We start from the raw sequence: 23,388 nt of genomic DNA, 5'->3' as shown, positions 1-23,388 counted from the left end.
CCATCCCCCGTACGCCAAGCGACTCGCCCGGTGCGGACCAACGAGCGGCTTCCGCAAGTCTTACGCGCCGGGCCCCCTGCCACCCGACCACGCCATGCGCGCCTTCATACTGAGCGTCGCCGCTGCCATATTGGCGTCCCACGCCGGACCGCAAGCAATCGTCTGGACGGCGACGGTCTCTCCTTCGTCGCCGAACTCACCTCGCCCTCCACTCGCGACGACGACCTCACCGACAAAGTCGAGCGTTATGGGAAGTCAGGTGTGCCGGTCTACCTCCTGCTCGACATGCAGGAGGAACTCGCCACTGTTTACTGGTCGCCGACCCCCAAGGGTTACGCGTTCCATCTCACCGTTCCGTTCGGCGAGAAGCTCCGCGTTCCGGCGCCGTTCGACTGCACTCTCGACACGACCGGATTCCGGGCGCCTGACGAGGATGACGAAGACCCCCGTACCTGATGGGAGCTGCAGGCGGCGGACACAGGAGAGGGGCTCCCGGCGTAGTTCTCGCCGGGAGCCCCTCGTACTCGTAGTACAGCCTACGCCGACTTCTGCTCGCCCGAGCCCCGCCCCCGCGAGTCCCTCGGGATCAGCGTCGGGTTGACGTTGGAGAGGACCACGTCGGCCGTGATGACCACGCGGGCCACGTCCTTGCGGGACGGGACCTCGTACATCACGCCCTGGAGGACTTCCTCCATGATGGCGCGCAGGCCGCGGGCGCCGGTCTGGCGGAGGATGGCCTGGTCGGCGATGGCCTCCAGGGCCTCGCGCTCGAAGTCGAGCTCCACACCGTCGAGTTCGAAGAGGCGCTGGTACTGCTTGACCAGGGCGTTGCGGGGCTCCACCAGGATCTTCAGGAGGGCCTCGCGGTCGAGGTTGTGGACCGAAGTGATCACCGGGAGGCGGCCGATGAACTCCGGGATCATGCCGAACTTGACCAGGTCCTCCGGCATGACGTCCTCGAAGACGTCCTTGGCCTCCAGCTCGCGCTTGGAGAGGATCGTGGCGCCGAAGCCGATGCCCTTGGCACCCGCGCGGGCCTCGATGATCTTCTCCAGGCCGGAGAAGGCACCGCCCACGATGAACAGGACGTTCGTCGTGTCGATCTGGATGAACTCCTGGTGCGGGTGCTTGCGGCCGCCCTGCGGCGGGACCGAGGCCGTGGTGCCTTCCAGGATCTTCAGCAGCGCCTGCTGGACACCTTCGCCCGAGACGTCTCGGGTGATCGACGGGTTCTCGCTCTTGCGGGCGACCTTGTCGATCTCGTCGATGTAGATGATGCCTGTTTCGGCTTTCTTGACGTCGTAGTCCGCCGCCTGGATCAGCTTCAGGAGGATGTTCTCGACGTCCTCGCCGACGTAGCCCGCCTCCGTGAGCGCCGTCGCGTCGGCGATCGCGAAGGGCACGTTCAGCATGCGTGCCAGGGTCTGCGCGAGGAGGGTCTTGCCGGAGCCCGTGGGGCCCAGCAGGAGGATGTTGGACTTCGCCAGCTCGATGGCGTCGTCACGGCCGCTCGCGCCGCCGTTCTCGCCCGCCTGGACCCGCTTGTAGTGGTTGTACACCGCGACGGAGAGGGCCTTCTTGGCGGCCTCCTGGCCGACCACGTAGCCCTCGAGGAACTCGTAGATCTCGCGGGGCTTGGGCAGCTCCTCCCAGCGCACCTCGCTGGTCTCCGCGAGCTCTTCCTCGATGATCTCGTTGCAGAGATCGATGCACTCGTCGCAGATGTACACACCGGGCCCTGCGATGAGCTTCTTGACCTGCTTCTGGCTCTTGCCGCAGAACGAGCACTTGAGCAGATCGCCGCCGTCACCGATGCGTGCCACGGTGTGCTTCCCCTTCGCCTGGGAGCCGCCTGGACGCTTTCGAATCCAGCGGCTCCTGGTGCTGCCTTATGTCCGACGGTACCTTGCCGGGCCCGGTGTTAGGGCCCCCCTTGGCAGGGTTCACTTTGACGTGCGCCCTGCCAAGGGGGGCCGGGAATCCTGCGCTCCGGGTCAGCGGACCGAGGAGTTGTTCAGCTTGCGGGTGGAGATGATCTGGTCGACGAGGCCGTACTCCAGCGCTTCCTCGGCCGTGAGGATCTTGTCGCGCTCGATGTCCTCGCGGACCTTCTCGATCGGCTGGTTCGAGTGCTTGGCCAGCATGTTCTCGAGCTGCTCACGCATCCGGGTGAACTCGTTGGCGATGATCTCCAGGTCGGAGAGCTGACCGCGGCCGGTGGAGCCGGCCGGCTGGTGGATCAGCACCCGGGAGTTGGGCAGCGCCATGCGCTTGCCCGGGGTGCCGGCGGCGAGCAGGATGGCCGCGGCGGAGGCCGCCTGGCCCATGCACACCGTCTGGATGTCGGGCTTCACGAACTGCATCGTGTCGTAGATCGCCGTCAGGGCGGTCATGTCGCCACCGGGGCTGTTGATGTAGATCGAGATGTCCCGGTCCGGGTCCATCGACTCCAGGCACAGCAGCTGCGCCATGACGTCGTTGGCGGAGGCGTCGTCGATCTGGACGCCCAGGAAGATCACGCGCTCCTCGAAGAGCTTGGCGTACGGGTCGTACTCGCGGATGCCCTGGGAGGTGCGCTCGACGAAGCGCGGGATGACGTAGCGGCTGTCGGGGCGAGGCCCTTCGTACATGCCGCTGGCGGCGCCGGGGAAGTTGCTCATGGGGTTCACCGTCCTGGTGGCGTTCGGGGGGCTGGGGTCTCGGCGGTGCGTGGCGTGGCCGGGCCGGTCAGGCACCGGTGCCGCCGCCTCCCGGAACACCCGAGGCGTGCGTGATGATCTCGTCAATGAGACCGTACTCCTTGGCCTCTTCCGGGGTGAACCAGCGGTCTCGGTCGGCGTCGCGGAGGATCGTCTCGACGCTCTGGCCGGAGTGCAGCGCGGTCAGCTCGGTCATGGTCTTCTTGGTGCGCAGCAGGTACTGGGCCTGGATCTTGATGTCCGAGACCGTACCGCCCAGGCCCGCGGAGCCCTGGTGCATCATGATGTCCGTGTGCGGCAGGGAGAACCGCTTGCCGGCGGTACCGCCGGTGAGCAGGAACTGGCCCATCGAGGCCGCCATGCCCATGCCGATCGTCACCACGTCGTTCGGGATGTACTGCATGGTGTCGTAGATCGCCATGCCGGCCGTCACCGAACCGCCGGGGCTGTTGATGTAGAGGTAGATGTCCTTGCCGGGGTCGGCCGCAAGGAGCAGCAGCTGCGCGGTGATCTTGTTGGCGATGTCGTCGTCAACCTGCTGGCCGAGGAAGATGATCCGCTCGCCGAGCAGCCGGTTGTAGACCTGGTCGCCGAGGCCACCACCGATGGAAGGCTCGCCGGCGGCGGAGGGCATCAGATTCGTCACGTATCCACCTGCTCGTCTACGACGGCGCCGGGCCGTCTCATTGTTCTGCCTTTCATGGACCCTAACGCGATGGTCCCTTCCGGGAATCCCGCAGATGACGGTGTTCGCCGGGGGCGTAGCGCCGTTCGACACCGGGTGCGTCGCCCCGCACCTCCAGGTTGGCCGATCCCCCTCGGTACTACAAACGGGCCCCGGGGAGAGTCCCCAGGGCCCGTCGTACGCGCTTCAGAGGCGCCGTAGGGCTGCTCAGCCCTCCGCGTTCTCCTCGGAGGTCTCCGACGCCTCAGCGGCCTCGGTCTCGTCCTCCTCCTCGTCGTCCAGGTCGACGATCTCGCCGTTGGTGTCCTTGACCGTGGCCTTCTCGACCACGACGGCCAGGGCCTTGCCGCGGGCGACCTCGCCGACCAGGAGCGGCACCTGGCCGCCCTCGACGACGGCCTGGGCGAACTGGTCAGGGGACATGCCGGAGGAGGCCGCGCGCCGCATGAGGTGCTCGGTGAGCTCCTCCTGGTTGACGTTGAGCTTCTCCTGCTTGACCAGCTCGTCGAGGACGAACTGGGTCTTGATGCCCTTGACCGCGGCCTCGCGGGTCTCGGTGTCGAACTCCTCGGCGGTCTTGCCCTGGATCTCCAGGTACTTCTCGAGGGTCAGGCCCATCTGGCCGAGCTGGTGGTGCTCCAGGTTGTGCTTGCGGGTGTTGATCTCGTCCTCGAGCAGCTTCTCGGGGACCGGGACCTCGACCAGCTCGAGGAGCTTCTCCAGGACGCGCTCCTGGGCCTGGGTGGCCTGGTCGAACTGCTTCATGTTGGCCAGGCGCTTGCGGCTGTCGGCCTTCAGCTCGTCCAGGGTGTCGAACTCGGAGGCGAGCTGCGCGAACTCGTCGTCCAGCGCGGGCAGTTCGCGGGCGGCGACCTGGGTGACCTTGACGGTGACCTCGGCCTCCTGGCCCGCGGCGGAGCCGCCCTTCAGCTCGGAGGTGAAGGTGGCCTCCTCGCCGGCGGACTTGCCCTTGACGGCGTCGTCGATGCCGTCGAGCAGCTCGCCGGAGCCGATGGTGTACGACACGCCGTTGGCGATGCCGTCCTCCAGCACCTCGCCGTCGACCTTGGCCTCCAGGTCGATGGTGACGACGTCGCCGTCCTCGGCGGCACGCTCGACCGGGGAGGTCGAGGCGAAGCGCTCGCGCAGCTGTTCGACCGACTTCTCGATGTCCTCGTCGGTGACCTCGACGGCGTCGACCTCGACCTCGATGCCGGAGTAGTCCGGGATCTCCAGGGCCGGGCGGACGTCGACCTCGGCGGTGAAGTTCAGCGTCTCGCCGTCCTTCAGCTCGGTGATGTCGACGTCGGGCTGGCCCAGCGGGTTGAGGTCGGCCTCGTTGACCGCCTCGGTGTAGAACTTCGGGAGCGCGTCGTTGACGGCCTCCTCCAGCACCGCACCGCGACCGAACCGCTGGTCGATGACGCGGGCCGGGATCTTGCCCTTACGGAAGCCCTTCACCGTGACCTGCTGGTTGATCTTCTTGTACGCCGCGTCGAGGCTGTCCTTGAGCTCCTCGAAGGGCACCTCGACAGTGAGCCGAACCCGGGTCGGGTTCAGGGTCTCCACGGCGCTCTTCACGGTTCGGTCTCCTTGTGGCTGACTTCTTGGTTTCTGCCGGAGCCAGACAGGTCCGGCGGATTCGCCGCCCGGAGGAGTACGTAGGCCGCGGGGGCCAGGACACACGGGCGCGCAGCTTGCATAGTAACCGCAGCCGCTCAGCGCCCCAAAAGGCGATCACCGAGGTGATCATCGCCGTGATCATCACAGTGACGTGAGCCGGTGGTCGGGGTGGCGGGATTTGAACCCACGGCCTTCCGCTCCCAAAGCGGACGCGCTACCAAGCTGCGCCACACCCCGTCTGGTGCGACACGTAGGGTACATGCCCGGGGCGTTCGCGGCGGCCGGATTCTTCCCGCGCCTTCCGCCTACGCCTTCTTTCCGGCGGCGCGTGCGGGCTCGCGCGCGACTCCCGGGACGAACTCGTTGGCCTCGGCGCGGGGCGACCCGCTACGATGCCTCCAGTGCCGCGGTCACCGACCTGCGGCGCGCTCCTGCGGGCGTAGCTCAATGGTAGAGCCCTAGTCTTCCAAACTAGCTACGCGGGTTCGATTCCCGTCGCCCGCTCTGATCGATCAGATCCCTCCAGAGGCCCGGCCTCCGCTTCGGCGGCGCCGGGCCTCCGGCGTGTCCGCAGGCCGCCGTCTTCGCCGGGTCAGAACTTGATCGAGTCGATGGAATGGGCTATCGAGTCCAGGAAGCGGGTGATCGAGGGGGCCATGCCGGTCGAGGCGAGGAAGAAGCCGAAGAGGACGGCGACGATGGCCGGGCCCGCCTTGATGTTGCCCCCCCGGATCAGGACCACCAGGATGATCGCCAACAGCAGCACCACAGACAGTGAAATGGCCACAACTGATCACACCCTAGGTCGGTCCGCTCTCCCGGCCCGGAGGTACGGTCCGCGCACCCCCCGCCAGAACCATCGTGCCACCAACCCGGCCGCCTCATGCGGCCCGTGACGCAACGTCGGGGATACGTCAGGGGTACGCCGTAGGGCACGGAACCGGCTCCGGCGGCGCTCCGTGCGGTAGTTCGGCCGGGCCGGTGGGTGATTTTCCATGGAATTGCGCCAGTTCGTTTCCGGTCCCAAACGCCTTACGTTCCTGGCTCACCTTGGCCGAGGCCGAGAAGTGCGCGCATTCCGGCGTACTTCTCGGTCAGTCGTTTCCGGGTCGGCTCGTTCAGGACCGCCAGCCGCCGCGGGTCGGCGTTGTGCGCGAGGTCGGCCTCCTTCACCAGCCGGGCGCCCGGGGTGGCGAGGATGCGCCGGGCGTACGCCGCCGGCTCCTCCCCCGTCCGCTTGGTGAGGGCGTCCACGATGGCCTTGGTGCGGGGGGTCAGGGCGGCGGCGGCCAGCCACTCCCGGGTGAGCGCGTCGTCCTCCACGGCGTCGTGCAGCCAGGCCGCCGCGATCTGCTCGGCGTCGCCGCCACGGGCACGCACGCCCGCGGCGACGGCGGCGAGGTGCTCGGCGTACGGCCGCCCCGCCTTGTCGGTCTGGCCCTCGTGGGCGGCGCGGGCGAGGGCCTCGACCTCGGCGAGCGTGAGCAGAGGCGTGGAGTCGGGCGTGGGCTGTGTCATCGCCCCAGTGTCTCCCGTGCCTGGCGACGCGGGGCCGCGTGGGCCGGGAGGCCGGGCACCAGCACCTCCAGGCCGATCTGCGTAATAATCACTCGCGGCATGCACTTATTACATTGACTGGGGGTTGCTGTGCCTTTCGAGAGCACCGAGGACGCCGTACGGGCCTGGGTCCACGGGTGGGTCGTATCCCGCGGGGCTGCCGAACCGTCGGACCGATCCTGGGGATTCACCGTTGACGTCGGGCATTCCAGGGAGGTCGCCCGGCATGTCCTGACCTCCGCCGACGAGGCGACCGTGCGGCGGCTGGCCGAGAGCAGCCCCGGCGGTGTCGCGCTGAAGGTGTTCGTACCGGCGCCGGTTCTGGAGGCGTGGCTGCCGCCCGGCTGGGGGCTGCTGGACGGTCACGACTCCCTCATGGCCGTCTCCCTCGGTCACGTCGGGGCCGCGCCCGTGCTTCCCGACGGTTACCGGCTGAGCAGCTGGCACCGGGGCGGGGTCACCCGGGTGCTGGTGCGGGCCGCCGACGGGGGCTTCGCGGCGCGTGGCCAGATCGCCGTCACCGGGACCACCGCGGCCGTCGACCAGGTGGAGACCGACCCCGCCCACCAGCGGCGGGGACTCGGACGCGTGGTGATGAGGACGCTCGCCAGGACCGGGGCCCAGCAGGGGGCAAGGGCCGCCGTACTGGGCGCCACCGCGGAAGGCCGGGCCCTGTACGAGAGCGTGGGCTGGCGGGTACTCGCTCCGCTGAGTGCCGCCGCCCTGCGGACACCGGAGGGGGGCACCGACTGAGGGCGGCTCGCGAGCAGGGGCACAGGCTGCGGGTGGCTCAGCGGGCCATGAACGCCGGCTGAGGCGGCCAGCGGGCCAAGGACGCCAGCCGTAGGCGGCCAACGGCCCAAGGCACCGGCCGCGGGCGGCCCAGCAAGCCCAGGGCCACCGGCCGAAGGCAGCCAGCGAGCCGGAGGCACCGGCCGAAGGCTGCTCAGCGCGCCGAGGCTGTCGACTGGCGGCAGATCAGGAGGAGGGCCCGGTCGTCGTTGACGTCCCTGGCCACCGCCTCGATCAGGTGCCAGGCGGCGCCGTGGAAGCCGCCGGCGACATAGCGGTCGGCCTCGCCGGTGAGGCGGTCCATGCCCTCGACGATGTCCCGGTCGGAGGTCTCCACCAGGCCGTCCGTGAAGAGCATCAGGACGTCACCCGGGCGCAGCGAACCCTTCACGGGGTCGAACTGGGCACCGTCGTACACCCCGAGCAGCGGGCCGTCGGCGGCCTTCTCCTCCCAGCGGCCGCTGCCGGCCGAGAGCTGGAGGCCTGGCGGGTGGCCGGCGGTGTACAGCTCGTAGTCCCCGGAGTCGAGGTCCAGGACGAGGTGGATGGAGGTCGCGAAGCCCTCGTCCCAGTCCTGGCGGATGAGGTAGCCGTTCGCGGCGGGGAGGAAGGCGTGCGGGGGCAGGGAGCCGAGCAGGCCGCCGAAGGCGCCCGACAGGAGCAGGGCGCGGGAGCCCGCGTCCATGCCCTTGCCGGAGACGTCCGTGAGGACCACCTCCAGCGTGCGTCCGCCGTTCGTCCTCGCGGCCACCACGAAGTCGCCGGAGAAGGACTGGCCGCCGGCCGGCCGCAGCGCCATCTCGTGGTGCCAGCCCTGCGGCAGCTTCGGCAGCTTGCTCTGCACCCGGATCCGCTCGCGCAGGTCGAACAGCATGGTGCCGCCGCGCCGCCAGGGCACGCCGACCCGGCTGCGGAACTGGGCCGTGAGCAGACCGAAGAAACCGCAGGCCGCCACGACCAGGACCACGCCGGGGGTCACGCGCGACGGCCCTTCCGTGTACGGGCCGAGCCGTACCGACTCCACGATCAGTGCCGTGGCCCCGGCCGCGTACAGCCCGAGCAGGCTCGACGGGCGCAGCAGCAGGCCGCCGGCGATGATCGGCAGCACCAGGGTGGCCGGTGAGCACCACACCGAGTCGGCCAGGGTCATGGCCATGAGGACCGGGATGGTCAGCAGCAGTCCGGCGAAGGCGATCCAGTCGGAGCCGTCGCCGCGGAAGTAGTCCACGGCGCTTTTGCGCAGGCCGGTGCGGACCCGGTGCCACTGCATCTTCCACCGGGCCGTGAACGTCTCGGCCTTCGCGCGCCGCTCTCGTCCTGCTGCCATTAGTTCGGGACCCTATCCATCGGACCGGCTGCTTGGCACGGGAGGTCCCACTTGTCCCCCCTGCGGGGCTCCACTTCTCAGGTGGTCCTCACAGTGAACGGCACGAGCGGCCGCCGCGTTGCCGCCCCGGACAAATTCACTGGCTCGTCCCGTACCGCCTTGATAGGCATGGCCCATGGGGACAGAGCAGACTGATCGCGTAACCGAGTTGACGGTGCTGCGGCCGGAGGACTTCGACCGCTGGTGGGACGGGCTGGTCCGGGCCTTCGGCGGGGTCGCCGCGGCCGATGAACGCGAACTGGACCGCTCCCTCACGGAGTTCGACCGCTCGCTGGCCGCCCGGGACGGGGACGAGATCGTCGGGACGGCCGGGGCGTTCAGCTTCCGGATGACCGTGCCGGGCGGGGCCGGGGTCCCGGCGGCCGGCGTGACCATGGTGAGCGTGGCGGCCACCCACCGCCGGCGCGGGGTGCTGACCTCGATGATGCGCCGGCAGCTGGACGACGTCCGCGCGCTGGGTGAGCCGCTGGCGGTGCTGTTCGCGTCCGAGCCGGCCATCTACGGCCGCTTCGGCTACGGTGCGGCGGCCTTCCAGCTGTCGGCCGAGATCGACACGAGCCGGGTCTCGCTCACGCTGCCGGCCGGCACGGAGGACGTGCGGGTGCGGTACGCGGAGCCCGCCGACGTCCTCGACGCGTGCGAGGCGGTGTACGCGGCCCTGGTGCCGGGCCGCCCCGGGATGCTGGCCCGGCAGCCCGGCTGGGAGCGGCAGGGTCTGCTGGACCCGGAGAGCGAGCGGGAGGGCGCGTCGGCGCTGCGGTGCGTGGTCGCGGAGCGGGACGGGCGGGTGACCGGGTACGCCCGCTACCGCACCAAGCTCGGCTGGGGGCCCAGCGGGCACGACGGCACGGTGACGCTGGAGGACCTGGCCGCGCTGGACCCCGCGACGGACGCGGCGCTGTGGCGCTTCCTGTTCGGCATCGACCTGATGTCGACGCTGAGCGTGCGCAGGCGCCCGGTGGACGACGCCTGGCAGTACCTGGTGAACGACATCCGCCGCTGCGGCACCCGCCTGCGGGACTCGGGTCACGTCCGCCTGGTCGACGTGGGTACGGCCCTGTCGGCCCGCACCTATCAGACGCCCGTGGACGTCGTGTTCGAGGTCGAGGACGCCTTCTGTCCCTGGAACACGGGCCGTTGGCGGCTCACGGGCGACACGAAGGGCGCGTCCTGCGAGCGGACGACGGACCCGGCCGATCTCGCGCTGTCGGTACGGGAGTTGGGGGCGGCCTATCTGGGCGGCGTGAGCCTGCTGTCGCTCGCGGCGGCCGGGCGGGTACGGGAGCTGCGGGCGGGGACGCTCACGGAGACGTCGGTGGCGTTCGGCTCACCGGTGCCGCCGTGGCTGCCGCACGGCTTCTGAAAGCGCTCAGCGCTTCTGGCAGGTGGGGCACCAGAAGAGGTTGCGGGCGGCGAGGTCGGCGGTGCGGATCTCGTCGCCGCAGATGTGGCAGGGCTGGGTGGCGCGGCGGTAGACGTACACCTCGCCGCCGTGGTCGTCCACGCGCGGCGGGCGCCCCATCGCCTCCGGAGTGTGCTCGGCCCGGACGGTGTCGATGCGGTTGTTCCGGACCCCTTCGCGCATCAGCGCGACGAGGTCGGCCCAGAGGGCGTCCCACTCGGCCGAGGTGATGTCCTTGCCCGCCCGGTATGGGTCGATGCCGTGCCGGAAGAGGACCTCGGCGCGGTAGACGTTGCCGACGCCGGCGACGATCTTCTGGTCCATCAGCAGGGCGGCGATCGTCGTACGGCTGCGGGAGACACGGCGGTACGCCGCGCTCGGCTCGGCGTCCTCGCGCAGCGGGTCGGGGCCGAGGCGGTCGTGTACGGCGCGCTTCTCGTCGTCCGTGATCAGTGCACAGGTGGTGGGGCCGCGCAGGTCGACGTGGGCGGCGTCGTTGACGAGCCGGAGCCGGACGGTGTCGGTCGGCGGGGGCGCGGGGGTGCCGCCGAAGCCGACCTTGCCGAAGAGGCCGAGGTGGATGTGGACCCAGTCGGTGTCCCGGAAGCGCAGGAAGAGGTGCTTGCCGTGGGCCTCGGTGGCCGTCAGCTCGGCACGGTCCAGCAGGGCGGCGGCGTCGGAGAACTTGCCCTGGGGGCTGGTCACCCGCGGGGCGGTGCCCCGGAAGCGCTCGGCGTAGTCCTGGGCCAGCCGATGAATGGTGTGCCCTTCCGGCAAGGCTGGGCTGTCCTTTCACTACGTCTGCCCACCCGCCCACCGGGTCCGGTGGAGGGGTGGGCGAAGGCGGGGGTCCGGGGCGGAGCCCCGGGCGGCTACTGCTGCGGGTGGTGGGCCGGGATCGGGGGGAGGTCGCCTGTCGTCTCGTAGGCCGACAGCATGTCGATGCGGCGGATGTGGCGCTCGTCACCCGAGAAGGGGGTGTTGAGGAAGGTCTCGATGAACTTCGTCGCCTCCTCCTGCGTGTGCATGCGCGCGCCCACCGCCACCACGTTGGCGTTGTTGTGCTGGCGGCCCAGCGACGCGGTCTCCTCGCTCCAGGCCAGCGCCGCCCGCACGCCCTTGACCTTGTTCGCGGCGATCTGCTCCCCGTTGCCGGAGCCGCCGATCACGATGCCGAGGGACTCGGGGTCCGCGGCCGTACGCTCCGCCGCGCGGAGGCAGAAGGGCGGGTAGTCGTCCTGGGCGTCGTAGATGTGCGGCCCGCAGTCGACGGGCTCGTGGCCCGCCTCCTTGAGCCACTCGACGAGGTGGTTCTTGAGTTCGTAGCCCGCATGGTCGGAGCCGAGATACACGCGCATGCCATGAGTGTGACACGGCCGATCCGGGGCAGCAGCCTCGGGTAGCGACGCCGGACCGACGGACCGCCAGGCCTCGGAAAATGTGAGTGAAACCATAGAACCTCAAGGAAACCTCAAGTAACGATCCCGTTTCGGAGGTTCCGCAATCCGTTCGCCTCCGTTTCACTGGACCGACTCGTACACCGCTCGTGCGAGCCGCTCCACCTGGCGTAAAGGAAACCGTCCATGACCCCTGGTTCGGGCCTCCAAGCAGGACTCAAGAACCGCCATCTGTCGATGATCGCGATCGGTGGTGTGATCGGCGCCGGTCTGTTCGTCGGCTCCAGTTCCGGTATCGCCACCGCGGGACCGGGCATCCTCCTGTCGTACGCGCTCGTCGGCACCCTCGTCGTCCTCGTGATGCGGATGCTGGGCGAGATGTCGGCCGCCAACCCCGCCTCCGGCTCCTTCTCCGCGCACGCCGACCGCGCGCTCGGCCGCTGGGCCGGGTTCTCCATCGGCTGGCTCTACTGGTTCTTCTGGGTCGTCGTGCTGGCCGTCGAGGCCACCGCCGGCGCCGGGATCCTCCACGGCTGGGTGCCGTCCGTGCCCCAGTGGGCCTGGGCGCTCATCGTGATGAGCGTGCTGACCGCGACCAACCTGGTCTCCGTCGGCTCCTACGGCGAGTTCGAGTTCTGGTTCGCCGGCATCAAGGTCGTGGCGATCGGCGCGTTCATCGTCATCGGTCTGCTCGCGGTGTTCGGCGTCCTGCCGGGCGTGCACGCCGACAAGGCGTCCTTCGGCAACCTGACCGACCACGGCGGCTTCCTGCCGCACGGACCCGGCACCATCCTCACCGGTGTGCTGCTCGTCGTCTTCTCCTTCATGGGCAGCGAGATCGCGACCCTGGCGGCCGGCGAGTCGGAGGACCCGCAGCGCGCGGTCACCAAGTCCACCAACAGCATCATCTGGCGGATCGGCGTCTTCTACCTCGGCTCGATCCTCGTCGTGGTCTCGCTGCTGCCGTGGAACGACCCCTCCATCAAGAAGGAGGGCTCGTACGTCGCCGCCCTGGACTCCCTCGGCATCGCGCACGCCGGCGAGATCATGAACGTGATCGTGCTGACGTCGGTGCTGTCCTGTCTCAACTCCGGTCTCTACACGGCCTCCCGTATGGCCTTCTCGCTCGGCCAGCGCGGTGACGCCCCGAAGGTGTTCGCCCGTACCACCTCCCGGGGTGTGCCGATGGCGGCGATCCTGGCGTCGGTCGTCTTCGGCTTCGTGGCGGTCTTCTTCAACTACGCCTACCCGAACACCGTCTTCCTCTTCCTCGTCAACTCCTCCGGCGCGGTTGCCCTGTTCGTGTGGCTGGTCATCTGCTTCTCACAGCTGCGGATGCGCAAGATCATCCAGCGGGAGGCGCCGGAGAAGCTCGTCGTGAAGATGTGGCTGTACCCGTACCTGACCTGGATCACGGCCGCCTTCATCGTCTTCGTCCTCGGCTACATGCTGACCGACACGAAGGGCGAGAGCAGCGGCCGTACGACCGTGCTGCTGTCGGTCGGGGTGGCGGCGGTCGTGGTCGTGATCGCCCTGGTGAAGCAGAAGGTCGAGTCGGGCCGTGCGGCGACCGTGCCCGCCGTCGAGGCGGCCGAGAAGGTCACCACCGGCTGACGCGACGCAGCGGACACCGGTACCGAACATCGGTATATGGCCGCACAATCCGACCGTACGTGTCGGGTTGTGCGGCCATACTGCGTCCCATGACCAACGTCACCGATGCCTTCCTCCGCCCTGGCGACCGGGGCTACGACGACGAACTCGCCGGCTTCCAGCTCGGTTTCACCCAGCGGCCCGCGCTGGTCGCGCCCGTCCGCTCGACGGCCGAGGTGGTGACCGCCGTACGCCACGCGGCCACCGAAGGGCTGCCGGTCGGGGTGCAGGCGAGCGGGCACGGGCTGCCCGGCGGCTACGAGGGCGGGCTGCTCATCAGCACCCGGCGGATGGACGGCGTCGGCGTCGACCCCGGGGCCCGTACCGTCCGGGTGCGGGCCGGGGCGCGCTGGGGGCAGGTGGCCGCGGCCGCCGAGCCGTACGGGCTGGCGCCGCTGAACGGCTCGGCGCCGGGTGTGGGCGCGGTGTCGTACACCCTGGGCGGCGGACTCGGCATCCTGGCACGGGAGTTCGGGTACGCGGCCGACCATGTGCGGTGGCTGGAGGTCGTCACGGCCGACGGCGAACCGCGCCGGGTCGGCCCGGACTCCGACCCCGAGCTGTACTGGGCGCTGCTCGGCGCGGGACACACCCTCGGTGTCGTCACCGAGCTGGAGATCGGACTCGTCCCGGTGCGCACGCTGTACGGCGGCTCGCTCGCCTTCGACGGGCGCGCGGTGGACCCGGCGGCCGTACTGCGGGCGTACGAGGCCTGGACGCGGACCGTGCCGGACGGGCTGACCTCGTCCTTCGCCGCCGTACCGTACCCGGACCAGCCCGCGCTGCCCCCGCCGCTGCGCGGTACGTACGTCGTCTCCATCCGGGTCGCCCACACGGGCGCCGACGGCGACGCGCTGGTCGCCCCGCTGCGGGAGATCGGGCCGGTGCTGTCGGACTCGCTGCGCGAGATGCCGTACGCCGAGAGCCACACCATCCACAGCGACCCGGACTTCCCGCACGCCTACTACGGCGACAGCGCGGTGCTGCGGGAGCTGGACCTCGAGCGGGCCGGGCAGCTGCTGCGGGCGACCGGGCCGGAGGCGCCCGCGATGTGCGTGCTCCAGATCAATCACCTGGGCGGGGCGCTCGCCCGGCCGGCACCGAACGCGGTGCCGTGGCGTGACGGGCGGTTCCTGGTACGGCTGTTGACCGTCGGGGAGCGGGAGCGGGCGCGGGCCGTACTGGACCCGGCGTTCGCGCTGCTGGCCGAGGACGCCCTCGGGCGGTCGCTCAACTTCGCGTTCGGGGCGGGCGACCGGAGTGCGGGGCTGTACGACCCCGATACGGCGAAGAGGCTCGCCCGGGTCAAGGAGGCGTACGACCCGGCGAACCTCTTCCGCAGGAACTACGGCGTCAGCGCTGCCGGTTGACCAGCTTCCAGGCGGTGGGCAGCGCGCCCATCGCCAGGGCGGCCTTGAGGGCGTCGCCGATCAGGTACGGGGTGAGGCCGGCGGCGACGGCCTGGGAGAGGGAGAGGTGGGCCGCCAGGGCCAGGTAGGGCACGCCGACCGCGTAGATGATCGCCTCGCCGAGGATCATCGCGCCCGCCGTGCGCCACGGGGAGCGGTCGGCGCCGCGCCGGGCCAGGGCACCGACGGCCGCCGAGGCGAGCAGCATGCCGATGATGTAACCGAAGGAGACCATGCCGGCACCGGAGGCGCCGTCGGCGAACCACGGCACACCGGCCACGCCGGCGAGCGCGTACAGGGCGAGGGAGAGGAAGCCGCGGCGCGCACCGAGGGTGGTGCCGACGAGCAGCGCGGCGAAGGTCTGGCCGGTCACCGGCACCGGGGAGTGGGGCACCGGGATCGCCACCTGGGCCGCGATGCCGGTGAGCACGGCGCCGCCGAGGACGAGGGCCGCGTCGCGGACGCGGGACGCGGGGAGCAGGTCGGCGAGGACTGCGCCGGGGCGAGCGGTGGCGGTGGCGGTGCTCATGGGGACTCCGCGGGGTGGTGTGGACACGTCGGGACACCGTGACGCTATACCGCGCCGCTCGCGTCGATCACCGTCACCGGTCGACAAAGGCTCGAGCCAGGGTTTGGTGGGCTCCGCACAAAGGGTGTGGGTTACACCCGGTACGACGTGATACCGGTCACTGAGGTGGAGTGGCCTGCGGTACCTCGTCGCCTGACGGCGCGTCTGTAGGTTCCCGCCAATGCCCGCCGGGTCCGTCTCGCCCGTCGGTCGCCTTCTGGGCAGCGCGGAGGCCTTTTGCTAGCTTCGAACGCATGGTTGCCCAGGCCCGGTACTTCACGTCGCGTCGCTATGTCGACCTGCGACGCCAGGGCACGGCCACCTGTCGCCGCCCCGGGTAGGGGCGCACCGCTCGGCACGCCTCTTCGATCGAGCCCATCGAACTCCGAGACGTGTCGGCCCCGTTCCCGAGGACGGTTCTCCATGCCCCGTACCGCGGCATCCATCCTTGCCTCGCCCGTTCCGCGTGCCACCGACAGCGACCGGCGGCGCACCAGCGCCAGTGCCGTGCTGCGGTCCGTGCTGGAGCACGGACCGGTGGCGCGCAGCACCATCGCCCGGCTGACCGGGCTGTCACCCGCGTCGGTGACCGAGCACTGCGCCCGGCTCACCGGTCTCGGCCTGATCCGGGAATCCACCGCGCCGCGCCGCTCGAACGGGGTCGGGCGGCCGCATGTCCCCGTCGATCTGGACGACACGGGGTTCCTGGTCGGCGGGGTGCATGTGGCCGTGCCGTACACCACGGTCGCGCTGCTGGATCTGCGCGGCCGGGTGGTGGCCCGGCGCGAGCTGAAGCACGAACGGACCGATCCCGGCTGGGTGCTGGCGCGCGCCGCCGAGGGGCTCGCGGGGTTGCTCGCCGCAACACCGGGCCGCCGGCCGCTGGGGGTCGGGGTGGCGGTCGGCGGCTGGGTGGACCGGGAGACGGGCAGCGTGGTCGAGCACGAGCTGCTGGGCTGGCGCGAGGTGCCGGTGCGGGAGCTGCTCGGCGCCCGCACCGGTCTGCCGGTCCATGTGGACGGACACGCGCGGGCGCTGGTGAACGGGGAGCGGCTGTTCGGGCGGGCCCGGGGCAGCCGGAGCGTGCTGCATCTGTTCGTGGGCAACGTGGTCGACGCGGCCTTCGCCACCCACGACGAGGTGCACCACGGACCGCGTTCGGCGGCCGGGGCGATCGCCCATCTGCCCGTGCCGGGCGGCACCGAACCCTGCCCGTGCGGCCGCACCGGCTGCCTGCAGGTGGAGCTGAGCGAGCGGACGCTGTGCCGGCGGGCCCGCGCGGCCGGGGTGACCGGCTCGGCCAATCCGATGCGCGTGGTGGCCGCGGCGACGGCCGGGGACGCGGCGGCCCGACGGCTGCTGGTGGAGCGGGCCCGCACGACCGGGCGGGCGGCCGGGCTGCTGCTGGACGTGCTCAATCCTGAGACCGTCGTGGTGACGGAGGTGGGCGTGATCCATGTCGAGGACTGCCTGAGCGCGCTGCGGGAAGCGGTCGGGATACGCCGTGCGGCAGCCGTACTGCCGACCAGTTTCCCGGATTCCGTGCTGGCGGTCGCGGGCGGATCGGTGGTTCTCGACGTGCTGTTCCGGGACCCGCTGAGTGCCTCACCTGAGGGTATTTAATTCAGAAACTCGGAATGTTGACATGGCTCGATGGATGGCCGGAACATGCTGGTCATGAGCCCGCTTATGAGCTGTCGCACCCTTTGTTGCTGACACGTTGCCGCGCGTGAAGCGCGCGTTTCCGGCTCCGTCTTCTCTTTTTCTTCCGGCTTCCCGCTCCGGAATTCCTCCTGCCTTCCCGCCTGTCTTTCCTCCTTCCTTCCGGGGAGTACTCGTATGCACCGTCGTGTCTTTCTCACCTCTCTGCTGGGCGCGTCCGCCGCCGTGGCGGGCCTCAGCGGCTGCGCCAAGGGGGACGCCTCCGCCGACGCGGCCGGCGCCGCCACCAAGCCGCTCGCCGACAAGGTCCCGGCGAACACCAGCCTGAAGATCGCCTCCTACCTGGGCCAGCAACAGCTGCAGTTCAGGCTGGCGAAGCTGCCCAGGCTGCCGTTCACCGTGTCGAGTTGGCTGAACATCGGGGCGGGCCCGGACGTCATCAACGCCTTCCGCGCCAAGTCCCTGGACCTCTCCAACAACGCGGGCATCCCGCCGATCCAGGCGCACTACCAGGGGTTCGCCGCGAAGATCGTGGCGATCGACCTCACCCGCAAGCCCAACTACCTCTTCGCCACCAAGCCCGGCAGCGACATCCGCACGACCGCCGATTTCAAGGGCAGGAGACTCGCCTTCTCGCAGGGCCAGGCGCAGGGTGTCGTTCTGCTGCGGGCGCTGAAGCGGGCGGGTCTGTCGTACGACGAGGTGAAGCTGGTGCCGCTGACCAGCAACCAGTTCTTCACGGCGCTTCAGTCCGGGCAGGTCGACGTGGCCCCGCTCGCCATCAGTCAGGCCCCCGCGTATCTGAAGCAGTACCAGGCGAAGGGCGCCCGCACCATCCCCACGGACGTCGTCGACCTGCTCAACCTGCTGTGGGCGCCGCAGTCCGTGCTGAACGACCCCGCGAAGGCCGCCGCGATCGCCGCCTACATCCCGCAGTGGGCCCAGGGCCTGGTGTGGCAGTACGAGCACCCGGACGCCTGGAACGAGGAGTTCTACGTCAAGACCCAGAACCTGACGCTGGAACAGGCCCAGGGCATCACGAAGCTCGCCAACAAGCCGCTGTTCCCGCCGAGCTGGGACGAGGCGATCACGTGGGAGCAGGAGACCGCCGATCTGCTCGCCGAGGGCGGCTTCGTGAAGAAGTTCGACGTCTCCTCGCTCTTCGACCACCGCTTCGAGGCGATCGCCGCCCGGGCCGTACCCGAGGAGTACCGGAAATGACCGCCATGACCACGACGACGGCCACCGCGGCGACGACCGGCGCGGAACGTCCCCAGGTCCGCCGGCGCCGCCGGCTCTCCCCCGGCCGCAGGCTGCCCGCCGCCCGGCTGATCGGCCCCCTCGTCGTCCTCGCCCTGTGGGCCGCCGCCTCGGCCGCGGGCACCCTCGACACAGGTGCCGTACCGGCGCCCTGGACGGTGCTGCGCACGGCCGGTCATCTGTGGACCGACGGCACCCTGTCCACCGACATCCTGACCTCCCTGAAGCGGGCCGGATACGGCTTCGCGATCGGCCTCGCCGGCGGCGTCCTGCTCGCGCTCGCCGCCGGGCTCAGCCGGACCGGGGAAGCGCTGATCGACGGGACCGTGCAGCTCAACCGGGCGATCCCGACCCTCGGCCTGATCCCGCTGTTCATCCTCTGGCTGGGCATCGGGGAGACGTTCAAGGTCGCGATCATCGCGATCGTCGTCTACGTCCCGGTGTATCTGAACACCCATGCGGCGCTGTCCGGCATCGACAGCCGCTACGTCGAACTCGCCGAGGTACAGGGCCTCACGCGGCTCGCCTTCGTCCGGCAGGTGGTGATCCCCGGCGCGCTGCCCGGATTCTTCGTGGGACTCCGGCTCGGGGTGACCGGCTCCTGGCTGGGTCTGGTGGTGCTGGAGCAGATCAACGCCACCAGCGGCCTCGGCTACCTGATGTTCCAGGCGCAGAACTACGGCCAGACCGACGTGATCCTGGTCGGCCTGCTGATCTACGGCGTCTTCGGCCTGGTCTCCGACAGCGCGGTCCGTCTGATCGAACGGAGGGTGCTGTCATGGCGCCGCACACTGAGCAGCTGACGTGGCCGGCCGTACGGCTGCGGGGCCTGACCCGGTCGTTCGACGGCCGTACGGTCCTCGACGGCATCGACCTCGATCTGCCCGCCGGCCAGTTCACGGCCCTGCTCGGGCACAGCGGCTCGGGCAAGAGCACCTTGCTGCGGGCGATCGCCGGGCTCGACCACGGGGTGGCGGGCGGCGGTCGGATCACCGCACCGGAGCGGGTGTCGGTGGTCTTCCAGGACTCCCGGCTGCTGCCCTGGCGCCGGGTGCTGGACAACGTCCTGCTGGGCACGGACGGCAAGGGCGCCGTCGAGCGCGGCCGGGCCGCTCTCGCGGAGGTCGGCCTGGAGGGCAGGGAGCGGGCCTGGCCGGGCGAGCTGTCCGGCGGCGAGGCCCAGCGGGCCGCGCTCGCCCGCTCCCTGGTCCGGCAGCCCGAACTCCTGCTGGCGGACGAGCCGTTCGGGGCGCTGGACGCGCTCACCCGGATCAGGATGCACCACCTGCTGCGCGACCTGTGGACACGCCACCGGCCGTCCGTGCTGCTGGTCACCCACGACGTGGACGAGGCGATCGTGCTCGCCGACCGGGTCCTCGTCCTGGACCAGGGCCGGATCGGCCTCGACCTGACCATCGACCGCCCCCACCCGCGCTCCTACCGGGAGCCGGTCCTGGGCGAGTACCGCGAGCGGCTGCTGGCCGCCCTGGGCGTCACGGAGGATCACCGGTGACACAGAGAAGACTCCATCTGAACGCGTTCCTGATGAACACCGGCCACCACGAGGCGTCGTGGCGGCTCCCGGAGAGTGATCCGTACGCCCATGTCGACCTGAGGCATTACGTGCGGCTCGCCCGGATCGCCGAGCGCGGCACCTTCGACTCCCTCTTCCTCGCCGACGGCCCCCAGCTGTGGGGCAACCTGGCCCAGCGGCCGGCCGGCGCCCTGGAACCGCTCACCCTGCTGACCGCGCTGGCGACGGCGACGGAGCGCATCGGGCTGATCGCCACCGCCTCCACCTCCTACAACTCCCCCTACAACCTGGCCCGCACGTTCGCCTCCCTGGACATCATCAGCGGCGGCCGGGCCGGCTGGAACATCGTCACCACGGCGGGAGCCGAGGCCGCCCGGAACTTCGGGCTCAGCGAAGAGCCCCCGCACGCCGAGCGCTACGCCCGCGCGGCCGACTTCCTCGACGTGGCGCTGAAGCTGTGGGACAGCTGGGAGGACGACGCGATCGTCGCCGACAAGGCGGCCGGCGTCTGGGGCGACGACAGCAAGATCCACCCGCCCCGGCACCGGGGCCCGTACTTCAGCGTCGCGGGCGCCCTCAACGTCCCCCGTACCCCCCAGGGCTACCCGCTTCTCGTACAGGCGGGCTCGAGCGAGGACGGCAGGGCCTTCGCCGCCCGTTACGCGGAGGCGGTCTTCACCGCCCAGCAGACCCTCGCCGACGCGCAGGCCTTCTACGCCGACCTCAAGTCGCGCACCGCGCAGGCGGGACGGAACCCCGAGCACATCAAGGTGCTGCCCGGGATCGTGCCCGTACTGGGCTCCACGGAGGCGGAGGCACGGGCGGCGGAGCGGCTGCTGGAGAACCACATCGTGTACGACCACGGGGTGGTCCGCCTGGAGAGCCTGTTGCAACTCCCGCCCGGAACACTGGAGTTGGGCTCGGAACTTCCCGCCGACCTGCCGCCCGAGTCCGCCGTCGAGGGCGCCAAGAGCCGCTACACGCTCGTGGTCGAGCTGGCCCGGCGCGAGCGGCTCACCGTGCGGCAGCTGATCGGCCGGCTCGGCGGCGGGCGCGGCCACCTCACCTTCGCCGGGACGCCCGAGCAGGTCGCCGACCAGATCGAGACCTGGTTCACCCGGGGCGCCGCCGACGGCTTCAACATCATGCCCGCCGTGCTGCCCTCCGGCCTGGACGCCTTCGTCGAGCACGTCGTCCCGCTGCTGCGCGCCCGCGGCCTGTTCCGCGAGGAGTACGGCCCCCACCAGACCCTCCGGGAGCGCTACGGCCTGCCCCGCCCCGCCAACCAGCACACCGCAGCCCTCGTCTGACCGCGTCCGAAAGGAACCGCCATGTCCATCGAGATCACCAAGGTCACCGCCCGCATCGGCGCCCGCGTCACCGGCGTCGACATCACCCGGCCGCTCGCCCCGGAGGAGGTCGCCGCGATCCGCGAGGCCCTCAACGTGCACAAGGCGCTCGTCTTCGCCGCCGACGGCCTGGACGACGCCGGCCAGCAGGCCTTCGCCCGGCACCTCGGCGACCTGACCACCGCCCACCCGACGGTCGGCGCGGTCGACGGCGCCCCGAACGTGCTGCCCGTCGACAGCGAGCGGGGCCGGGCCAACCACTGGCACACCGACGTCACCTTCGTCCTCAACCCGCCGCAGGCCAGCACCCTGCGCTCGCTCACGATCCCGCCGTACGGCGGCGAGACCCTGATCGCCAACGCGGCGGCCGCCTACCGTGATCTGCCCGAGCCGCTGCGCCGCTTCGCCGACACCCTGTGGGCCGAGCACACCAACGACTACGACTACGCCGTGCCGGACGAGGAGATCGACACGGAACGGGCCGCCCAGCGGGCCCAGTTCACCTCCATCACGTACCGCACCGCCCACCCGGTGGTCCGCGTCCACCCGCTGACCGGCGAACGCGGCCTGTTCATCGGCGGGTTCGCGCAGCGGATCGTGGGCCTGTCCGCCAACGAGTCCCGCAAGCTCCTGGACCTGCTCCAGGCGTACGTCACCCGCCCGGAGAACGTTCTGCGCCACCGCTGGGCGGAGAACGAGCTGGTGCTCTTCGACAACCGGATCACCCAGCACTACGCCATCGACAACTACGACGGCCTGCCGCGCCGGCTGCACCGGGTGACCGTCGCGGGTGACGTACCGGTCGGCATCGAGGACAAGGAGAGCTACTCGATCGAGGGCGACGCCTCGCACTACACACCGGTGCTCACCACCGCGCAACCGGCCGCGTAACCGACGGTTCACCCTGCGTAGGACCAGTGTCCGGATAGTGGGCGGCCCGTTCGCTGAGCGGACGGGCCGCCCAGACTGGCGGAGTTTTTGCCCGCCCATTGCAGGGGAGAGCCGCGCCCATGCCCAGCAGCACGACGACCGAGACGCCGCCACAGCGACAGAGCGGCGCCTCCCTCTCCCACGGCCTCAAGCAGCGCCATCTGTCGATGATCGCCCTCGGCGGTGTGATCGGCGCGGGCCTGTTCGTCGGCTCCGGTGCGGGCATCGCGGCCGCCGGCCCGTCCATCGTGATCGCCTACACGATCTCCGGCCTGCTGGTGATGCTGGTGATGCGGATGCTGGGCGAGATGTCGGCCGCGTACCCGTCCTCGGGCTCCTTCTCCGCGCACGCCGAGCGGGCGATCGGCCCCTGGGCGGGCTTCGCCGCCGGCTGGTCCTTCTGGATCCTGCTGTGCACGGCCGTCGGCCTGGAGGGCATCGGCGCCGCGCACATCGTCTCCGGCTGGCTGCCCGGCACGCCCGAGTGGATGTGGGTCGCGCTGTTCATGGTGGTCTTCTGCGGGACGAACCTGGCCGCCGTGAAGAACTTCGGCGAGTTCGAGTTCTGGTTCGCCGCGCTGAAGGTCGGCGCGATCTCCCTCTTCCTCATCCTCGGTGGGCTGGCCATCGCGGGCGTCCTGCCCGGCACGGAGGCCCCCGGCACCTCGAACCTGACCGACTTCCTGCCGCACGGCAGCAACGGCCTGATCATCGGCCTGCTCGCCTCCGTCTTCGCCTACGGCGGCCTGGAGACGGTCACCATCGCGGCGGCCGAGTCGGAGGACCCGGTGCGCGGGGTGGCCTCCGCCGTGCGCACCGCGATGTGGCGTATCGCCCTGTTCTACATCGGCTCCATGGCGGTCGTGGTCACCCTCGTCCCGTGGAACTCCGAGGACGTCGTGACGAAGGGCCCGTACGTCGCCACGCTCGACCACCTGGGCATCCCGGGCGCGGGCCGGGTCATGAGCGTGGTCGTCCTGGTCGCCCTGCTCTCCGCGATGAACGCCAACATCTACGGCTCCTCGCGCATCGCCTACTCCCTGGTCGAGCGCGGCCAGGGCCCGAAAGCGCTGTCCCGCCTGTCCGGCGGGGTGCCGCGCATCGCGGTGCTCACCTCCTGCGTGCTGGGCTTCGTCTGCGTCATGCTCAGCTACTGGCGGCCGGACGACGTCTTCAAGTGGCTGCTGAACATGATCGGCGCGGTCATCCTGGTCGTCTGGATCTTCATCGCCGTCTCCCAGCTCCTGCTCCGCCGCCGCATCGAACGCGAGACCCCCGAGAAGCTGGTCGTCCGCATGTGGGCCTTCCCGGTCCTCACCTGGGTCGCCCTGGCGGGCATGGCCGCGATCTTCGTCCTGATGGCCCGGGAGGCGGACACCCGGGTGCAGCTGTACTCGACGGGCGGCATGACCCTGGCCCTGGCGGCCATCGGCTACGCCTGGCAGCGGGCCCGCGCCAAGAGCTGACGCCCCCTTCGTTCC

The 23,388-nt window shown here is 70.6% G+C and carries 21 protein-coding genes, 2 tRNA genes and 1 pseudogene; 13 read left to right on the top strand and 11 right to left on the bottom strand.

What is annotated here, in order from left to right:
- Positions 1 to 144 precede the first annotated feature (144 nt).
- Positions 145 to 456, top strand: a pseudogene (locus ACH47Z_RS09430) (Uma2 family endonuclease); the annotation flags it as partial.
- A gap of 80 nt (positions 457 to 536) precedes the next feature.
- Here the strand turns inward: ACH47Z_RS09430 and clpX are convergent.
- The 5 genes from clpX to ACH47Z_RS09405 form a co-directional block, all read right to left on the bottom strand.
- Positions 537 to 1,823 (bottom strand): ATP-dependent Clp protease ATP-binding subunit ClpX, encoded by a 1,287-nt coding sequence (clpX, locus tag ACH47Z_RS09425; RefSeq protein WP_399072260.1) that lies wholly within the window; start codon positions 1,821 to 1,823, stop codon positions 537 to 539.
- A 171-nt stretch (positions 1,824 to 1,994) separates the two neighbouring features.
- On the bottom strand, positions 1,995 to 2,660 hold the full coding sequence (locus ACH47Z_RS09420; RefSeq protein WP_399072258.1) for an ATP-dependent Clp protease proteolytic subunit: 666 nt from the start codon (positions 2,658 to 2,660) through the stop codon (positions 1,995 to 1,997).
- A 67-nt stretch (positions 2,661 to 2,727) separates the two neighbouring features.
- Positions 2,728 to 3,333 carry an ATP-dependent Clp protease proteolytic subunit gene (locus tag ACH47Z_RS09415; protein WP_399072346.1) on the bottom strand — a complete coding sequence of 202 codons (606 nt, stop codon included), beginning with the start codon at positions 3,331 to 3,333 and terminating at the stop codon, positions 2,728 to 2,730.
- 258 nt (positions 3,334 to 3,591) lie between these two features.
- Complete coding sequence (gene tig, locus ACH47Z_RS09410; protein WP_399072256.1) at positions 3,592 to 4,965, bottom strand: trigger factor; 1,374 nt, start codon at positions 4,963 to 4,965, stop codon at positions 3,592 to 3,594.
- A gap of 202 nt (positions 4,966 to 5,167) precedes the next feature.
- Positions 5,168 to 5,244 (bottom strand) — tRNA-Pro (locus ACH47Z_RS09405).
- Positions 5,245 to 5,440: 196 nt separating this feature from the next.
- Between ACH47Z_RS09405 and ACH47Z_RS09400 the strand changes: the two genes are divergently transcribed.
- A tRNA-Gly gene (locus tag ACH47Z_RS09400) sits at positions 5,441 to 5,511 on the top strand.
- An 88-nt stretch (positions 5,512 to 5,599) separates the two neighbouring features.
- On the opposite strand, the gene ACH47Z_RS09395 is transcribed toward ACH47Z_RS09400, so the two are convergent.
- Complete coding sequence (locus tag ACH47Z_RS09395) at positions 5,600 to 5,794, bottom strand: hypothetical protein (RefSeq protein ID WP_399072254.1); 195 nt, start codon at positions 5,792 to 5,794, stop codon at positions 5,600 to 5,602.
- Between the two features lie 245 nt (positions 5,795 to 6,039).
- Positions 6,040 to 6,525 (bottom strand): HD domain-containing protein, encoded by a 486-nt coding sequence (locus ACH47Z_RS09390; RefSeq protein ID WP_399072253.1) that lies wholly within the window; start codon positions 6,523 to 6,525, stop codon positions 6,040 to 6,042.
- Between the two features lie 129 nt (positions 6,526 to 6,654).
- On the opposite strand from ACH47Z_RS09390, the gene ACH47Z_RS09385 reads away from it, so the two are divergent.
- Complete coding sequence (locus ACH47Z_RS09385; RefSeq protein WP_399072251.1) at positions 6,655 to 7,317, top strand: GNAT family N-acetyltransferase; 663 nt, start codon at positions 6,655 to 6,657, stop codon at positions 7,315 to 7,317.
- A gap of 193 nt (positions 7,318 to 7,510) precedes the next feature.
- Here the strand turns inward: ACH47Z_RS09385 and ACH47Z_RS09380 are convergent, their stop codons facing one another.
- Positions 7,511 to 8,683 carry a PP2C family protein-serine/threonine phosphatase gene (locus ACH47Z_RS09380; protein WP_399072249.1) on the bottom strand — a complete coding sequence of 391 codons (1,173 nt, stop codon included), beginning with the start codon at positions 8,681 to 8,683 and terminating at the stop codon, positions 7,511 to 7,513.
- 175 nt (positions 8,684 to 8,858) lie between these two features.
- On the opposite strand from ACH47Z_RS09380, the gene ACH47Z_RS09375 reads away from it, so the two are divergent.
- Positions 8,859 to 10,106, top strand: coding sequence for a GNAT family N-acetyltransferase (locus tag ACH47Z_RS09375; RefSeq protein ID WP_399072246.1), 1,248 nt, complete (start codon positions 8,859 to 8,861; stop codon positions 10,104 to 10,106).
- A gap of 6 nt (positions 10,107 to 10,112) precedes the next feature.
- On the opposite strand, the gene ACH47Z_RS09370 is transcribed toward ACH47Z_RS09375, so the two are convergent.
- Both ACH47Z_RS09370 and ACH47Z_RS09365 read right to left on the bottom strand, forming a co-directional pair.
- Positions 10,113 to 10,922, bottom strand: coding sequence for an Fpg/Nei family DNA glycosylase (locus ACH47Z_RS09370; RefSeq protein ID WP_399072244.1), 810 nt, complete (start codon positions 10,920 to 10,922; stop codon positions 10,113 to 10,115).
- A gap of 95 nt (positions 10,923 to 11,017) precedes the next feature.
- Positions 11,018 to 11,503, bottom strand: coding sequence for a ribose-5-phosphate isomerase (locus tag ACH47Z_RS09365; RefSeq protein WP_399072241.1), 486 nt, complete (start codon positions 11,501 to 11,503; stop codon positions 11,018 to 11,020).
- A 225-nt stretch (positions 11,504 to 11,728) separates the two neighbouring features.
- Here ACH47Z_RS09365 and ACH47Z_RS09360 point away from each other — a divergent pair, with 225 nt between their 5' ends.
- Positions 11,729 to 13,156 (top strand): amino acid permease, encoded by a 1,428-nt coding sequence (locus ACH47Z_RS09360; protein ID WP_399072239.1) that lies wholly within the window; start codon positions 11,729 to 11,731, stop codon positions 13,154 to 13,156.
- An 89-nt stretch (positions 13,157 to 13,245) separates the two neighbouring features.
- On the top strand, positions 13,246 to 14,565 hold the full coding sequence (locus ACH47Z_RS09355) for an FAD-binding oxidoreductase (protein ID WP_399072237.1): 1,320 nt from the start codon (positions 13,246 to 13,248) through the stop codon (positions 14,563 to 14,565).
- Here ACH47Z_RS09355 and ACH47Z_RS09350 read toward each other — a convergent pair.
- Entirely contained in the window at positions 14,549 to 15,133 is a 585-nt protein-coding gene (locus ACH47Z_RS09350) for a biotin transporter BioY (RefSeq protein ID WP_399072236.1), read from the bottom strand. The genes ACH47Z_RS09355 and ACH47Z_RS09350 overlap by 17 nt on opposite strands.
- 462 nt (positions 15,134 to 15,595) lie before the next feature.
- Between ACH47Z_RS09350 and ACH47Z_RS09345 the strand changes: the two genes are divergently transcribed.
- The 7 genes from ACH47Z_RS09345 (at position 15,596) to ACH47Z_RS09315 (ending at position 23,373) form a co-directional block, all read left to right on the top strand.
- Positions 15,596 to 16,795, top strand: a complete 1,200-nt coding sequence (locus ACH47Z_RS09345; protein ID WP_399072234.1) for an ROK family protein — start codon at positions 15,596 to 15,598, stop codon at positions 16,793 to 16,795.
- 216 nt (positions 16,796 to 17,011) lie between these two features.
- Positions 17,012 to 18,055: an ABC transporter substrate-binding protein gene (locus ACH47Z_RS09340; RefSeq protein ID WP_399072232.1), complete on the top strand. Its 1,044-nt coding sequence runs from the start codon at positions 17,012 to 17,014 to the stop codon at positions 18,053 to 18,055.
- Complete coding sequence (locus tag ACH47Z_RS09335; RefSeq protein ID WP_399072230.1) at positions 18,052 to 18,897, top strand: ABC transporter permease; 846 nt, start codon at positions 18,052 to 18,054, stop codon at positions 18,895 to 18,897. Before ACH47Z_RS09340 ends, ACH47Z_RS09335 begins: the two co-directional genes overlap by 4 nt.
- Positions 18,873 to 19,607 (top strand): ABC transporter ATP-binding protein, encoded by a 735-nt coding sequence (locus tag ACH47Z_RS09330; protein ID WP_399072228.1) that lies wholly within the window; start codon positions 18,873 to 18,875, stop codon positions 19,605 to 19,607. The genes ACH47Z_RS09335 and ACH47Z_RS09330 overlap by 25 nt, the downstream gene beginning before the upstream one ends.
- Positions 19,604 to 20,938, top strand: coding sequence for an LLM class flavin-dependent oxidoreductase (locus ACH47Z_RS09325; RefSeq protein WP_399072226.1), 1,335 nt, complete (start codon positions 19,604 to 19,606; stop codon positions 20,936 to 20,938). Before ACH47Z_RS09330 ends, ACH47Z_RS09325 begins: the two co-directional genes overlap by 4 nt.
- Before the next feature lie 21 nt (positions 20,939 to 20,959).
- Positions 20,960 to 21,868 (top strand): TauD/TfdA dioxygenase family protein, encoded by a 909-nt coding sequence (locus ACH47Z_RS09320; protein ID WP_399072224.1) that lies wholly within the window; start codon positions 20,960 to 20,962, stop codon positions 21,866 to 21,868.
- Positions 21,869 to 21,987: 119 nt separating this feature from the next.
- Positions 21,988 to 23,373, top strand: coding sequence for an amino acid permease (locus ACH47Z_RS09315; protein WP_399072222.1), 1,386 nt, complete (start codon positions 21,988 to 21,990; stop codon positions 23,371 to 23,373).
- Positions 23,374 to 23,388: the final 15 nt, after the last annotated feature.

The sequence above is a fragment of the Streptomyces sp. NPDC020192 genome (genome assembly GCF_044388685.1).
Classification (GTDB): Bacteria; Actinomycetota; Actinomycetes; order Streptomycetales; family Streptomycetaceae; genus Streptomyces.
The sequence above is the reverse complement of the archived record's forward strand: the minus strand, read 5'-3'. Positions and strand labels throughout refer to the sequence as shown.

Excerpts from the sequence above, each read along its gene's own strand:
- ACH47Z_RS09420 (WP_399072258.1), bottom strand. The coding sequence starts at position 2,660 with ATGAGCAACTTCCCCGGCGCCGCCAGCGGCATGTACGAAGGGCCTCGC.
- ACH47Z_RS09415 (WP_399072346.1), bottom strand. The coding sequence starts at position 3,333 with ATGCCCTCCGCCGCCGGCGAGCCTTCCATCGGTGGTGGCCTCGGCGAC.
- ACH47Z_RS09390 (WP_399072253.1), bottom strand. The coding sequence starts at position 6,525 with ATGACACAGCCCACGCCCGACTCCACGCCTCTGCTCACGCTCGCCGAG.
- ACH47Z_RS09380 (WP_399072249.1), bottom strand. The coding sequence starts at position 8,683 with ATGGCAGCAGGACGAGAGCGGCGCGCGAAGGCCGAGACGTTCACGGCC.
- ACH47Z_RS09375 (WP_399072246.1), top strand. The coding sequence starts at position 8,859 with ATGGGGACAGAGCAGACTGATCGCGTAACCGAGTTGACGGTGCTGCGG.
- ACH47Z_RS09365 (WP_399072241.1), bottom strand. The coding sequence starts at position 11,503 with ATGCGCGTGTATCTCGGCTCCGACCATGCGGGCTACGAACTCAAGAAC.
- ACH47Z_RS09360 (WP_399072239.1), top strand. The coding sequence starts at position 11,729 with ATGACCCCTGGTTCGGGCCTCCAAGCAGGACTCAAGAACCGCCATCTG.
- ACH47Z_RS09355 (WP_399072237.1), top strand. The coding sequence starts at position 13,246 with ATGACCAACGTCACCGATGCCTTCCTCCGCCCTGGCGACCGGGGCTAC.
- ACH47Z_RS09350 (WP_399072236.1), bottom strand. The coding sequence starts at position 15,133 with ATGAGCACCGCCACCGCCACCGCTCGCCCCGGCGCAGTCCTCGCCGAC.
- ACH47Z_RS09345 (WP_399072234.1), top strand. The coding sequence starts at position 15,596 with ATGCCCCGTACCGCGGCATCCATCCTTGCCTCGCCCGTTCCGCGTGCC.
- ACH47Z_RS09340 (WP_399072232.1), top strand. The coding sequence starts at position 17,012 with ATGCACCGTCGTGTCTTTCTCACCTCTCTGCTGGGCGCGTCCGCCGCC.
- ACH47Z_RS09335 (WP_399072230.1), top strand. The coding sequence starts at position 18,052 with ATGACCGCCATGACCACGACGACGGCCACCGCGGCGACGACCGGCGCG.
- ACH47Z_RS09330 (WP_399072228.1), top strand. The coding sequence starts at position 18,873 with ATGGCGCCGCACACTGAGCAGCTGACGTGGCCGGCCGTACGGCTGCGG.
- ACH47Z_RS09320 (WP_399072224.1), top strand. The coding sequence starts at position 20,960 with ATGTCCATCGAGATCACCAAGGTCACCGCCCGCATCGGCGCCCGCGTC.
- ACH47Z_RS09315 (WP_399072222.1), top strand. The coding sequence starts at position 21,988 with ATGCCCAGCAGCACGACGACCGAGACGCCGCCACAGCGACAGAGCGGC.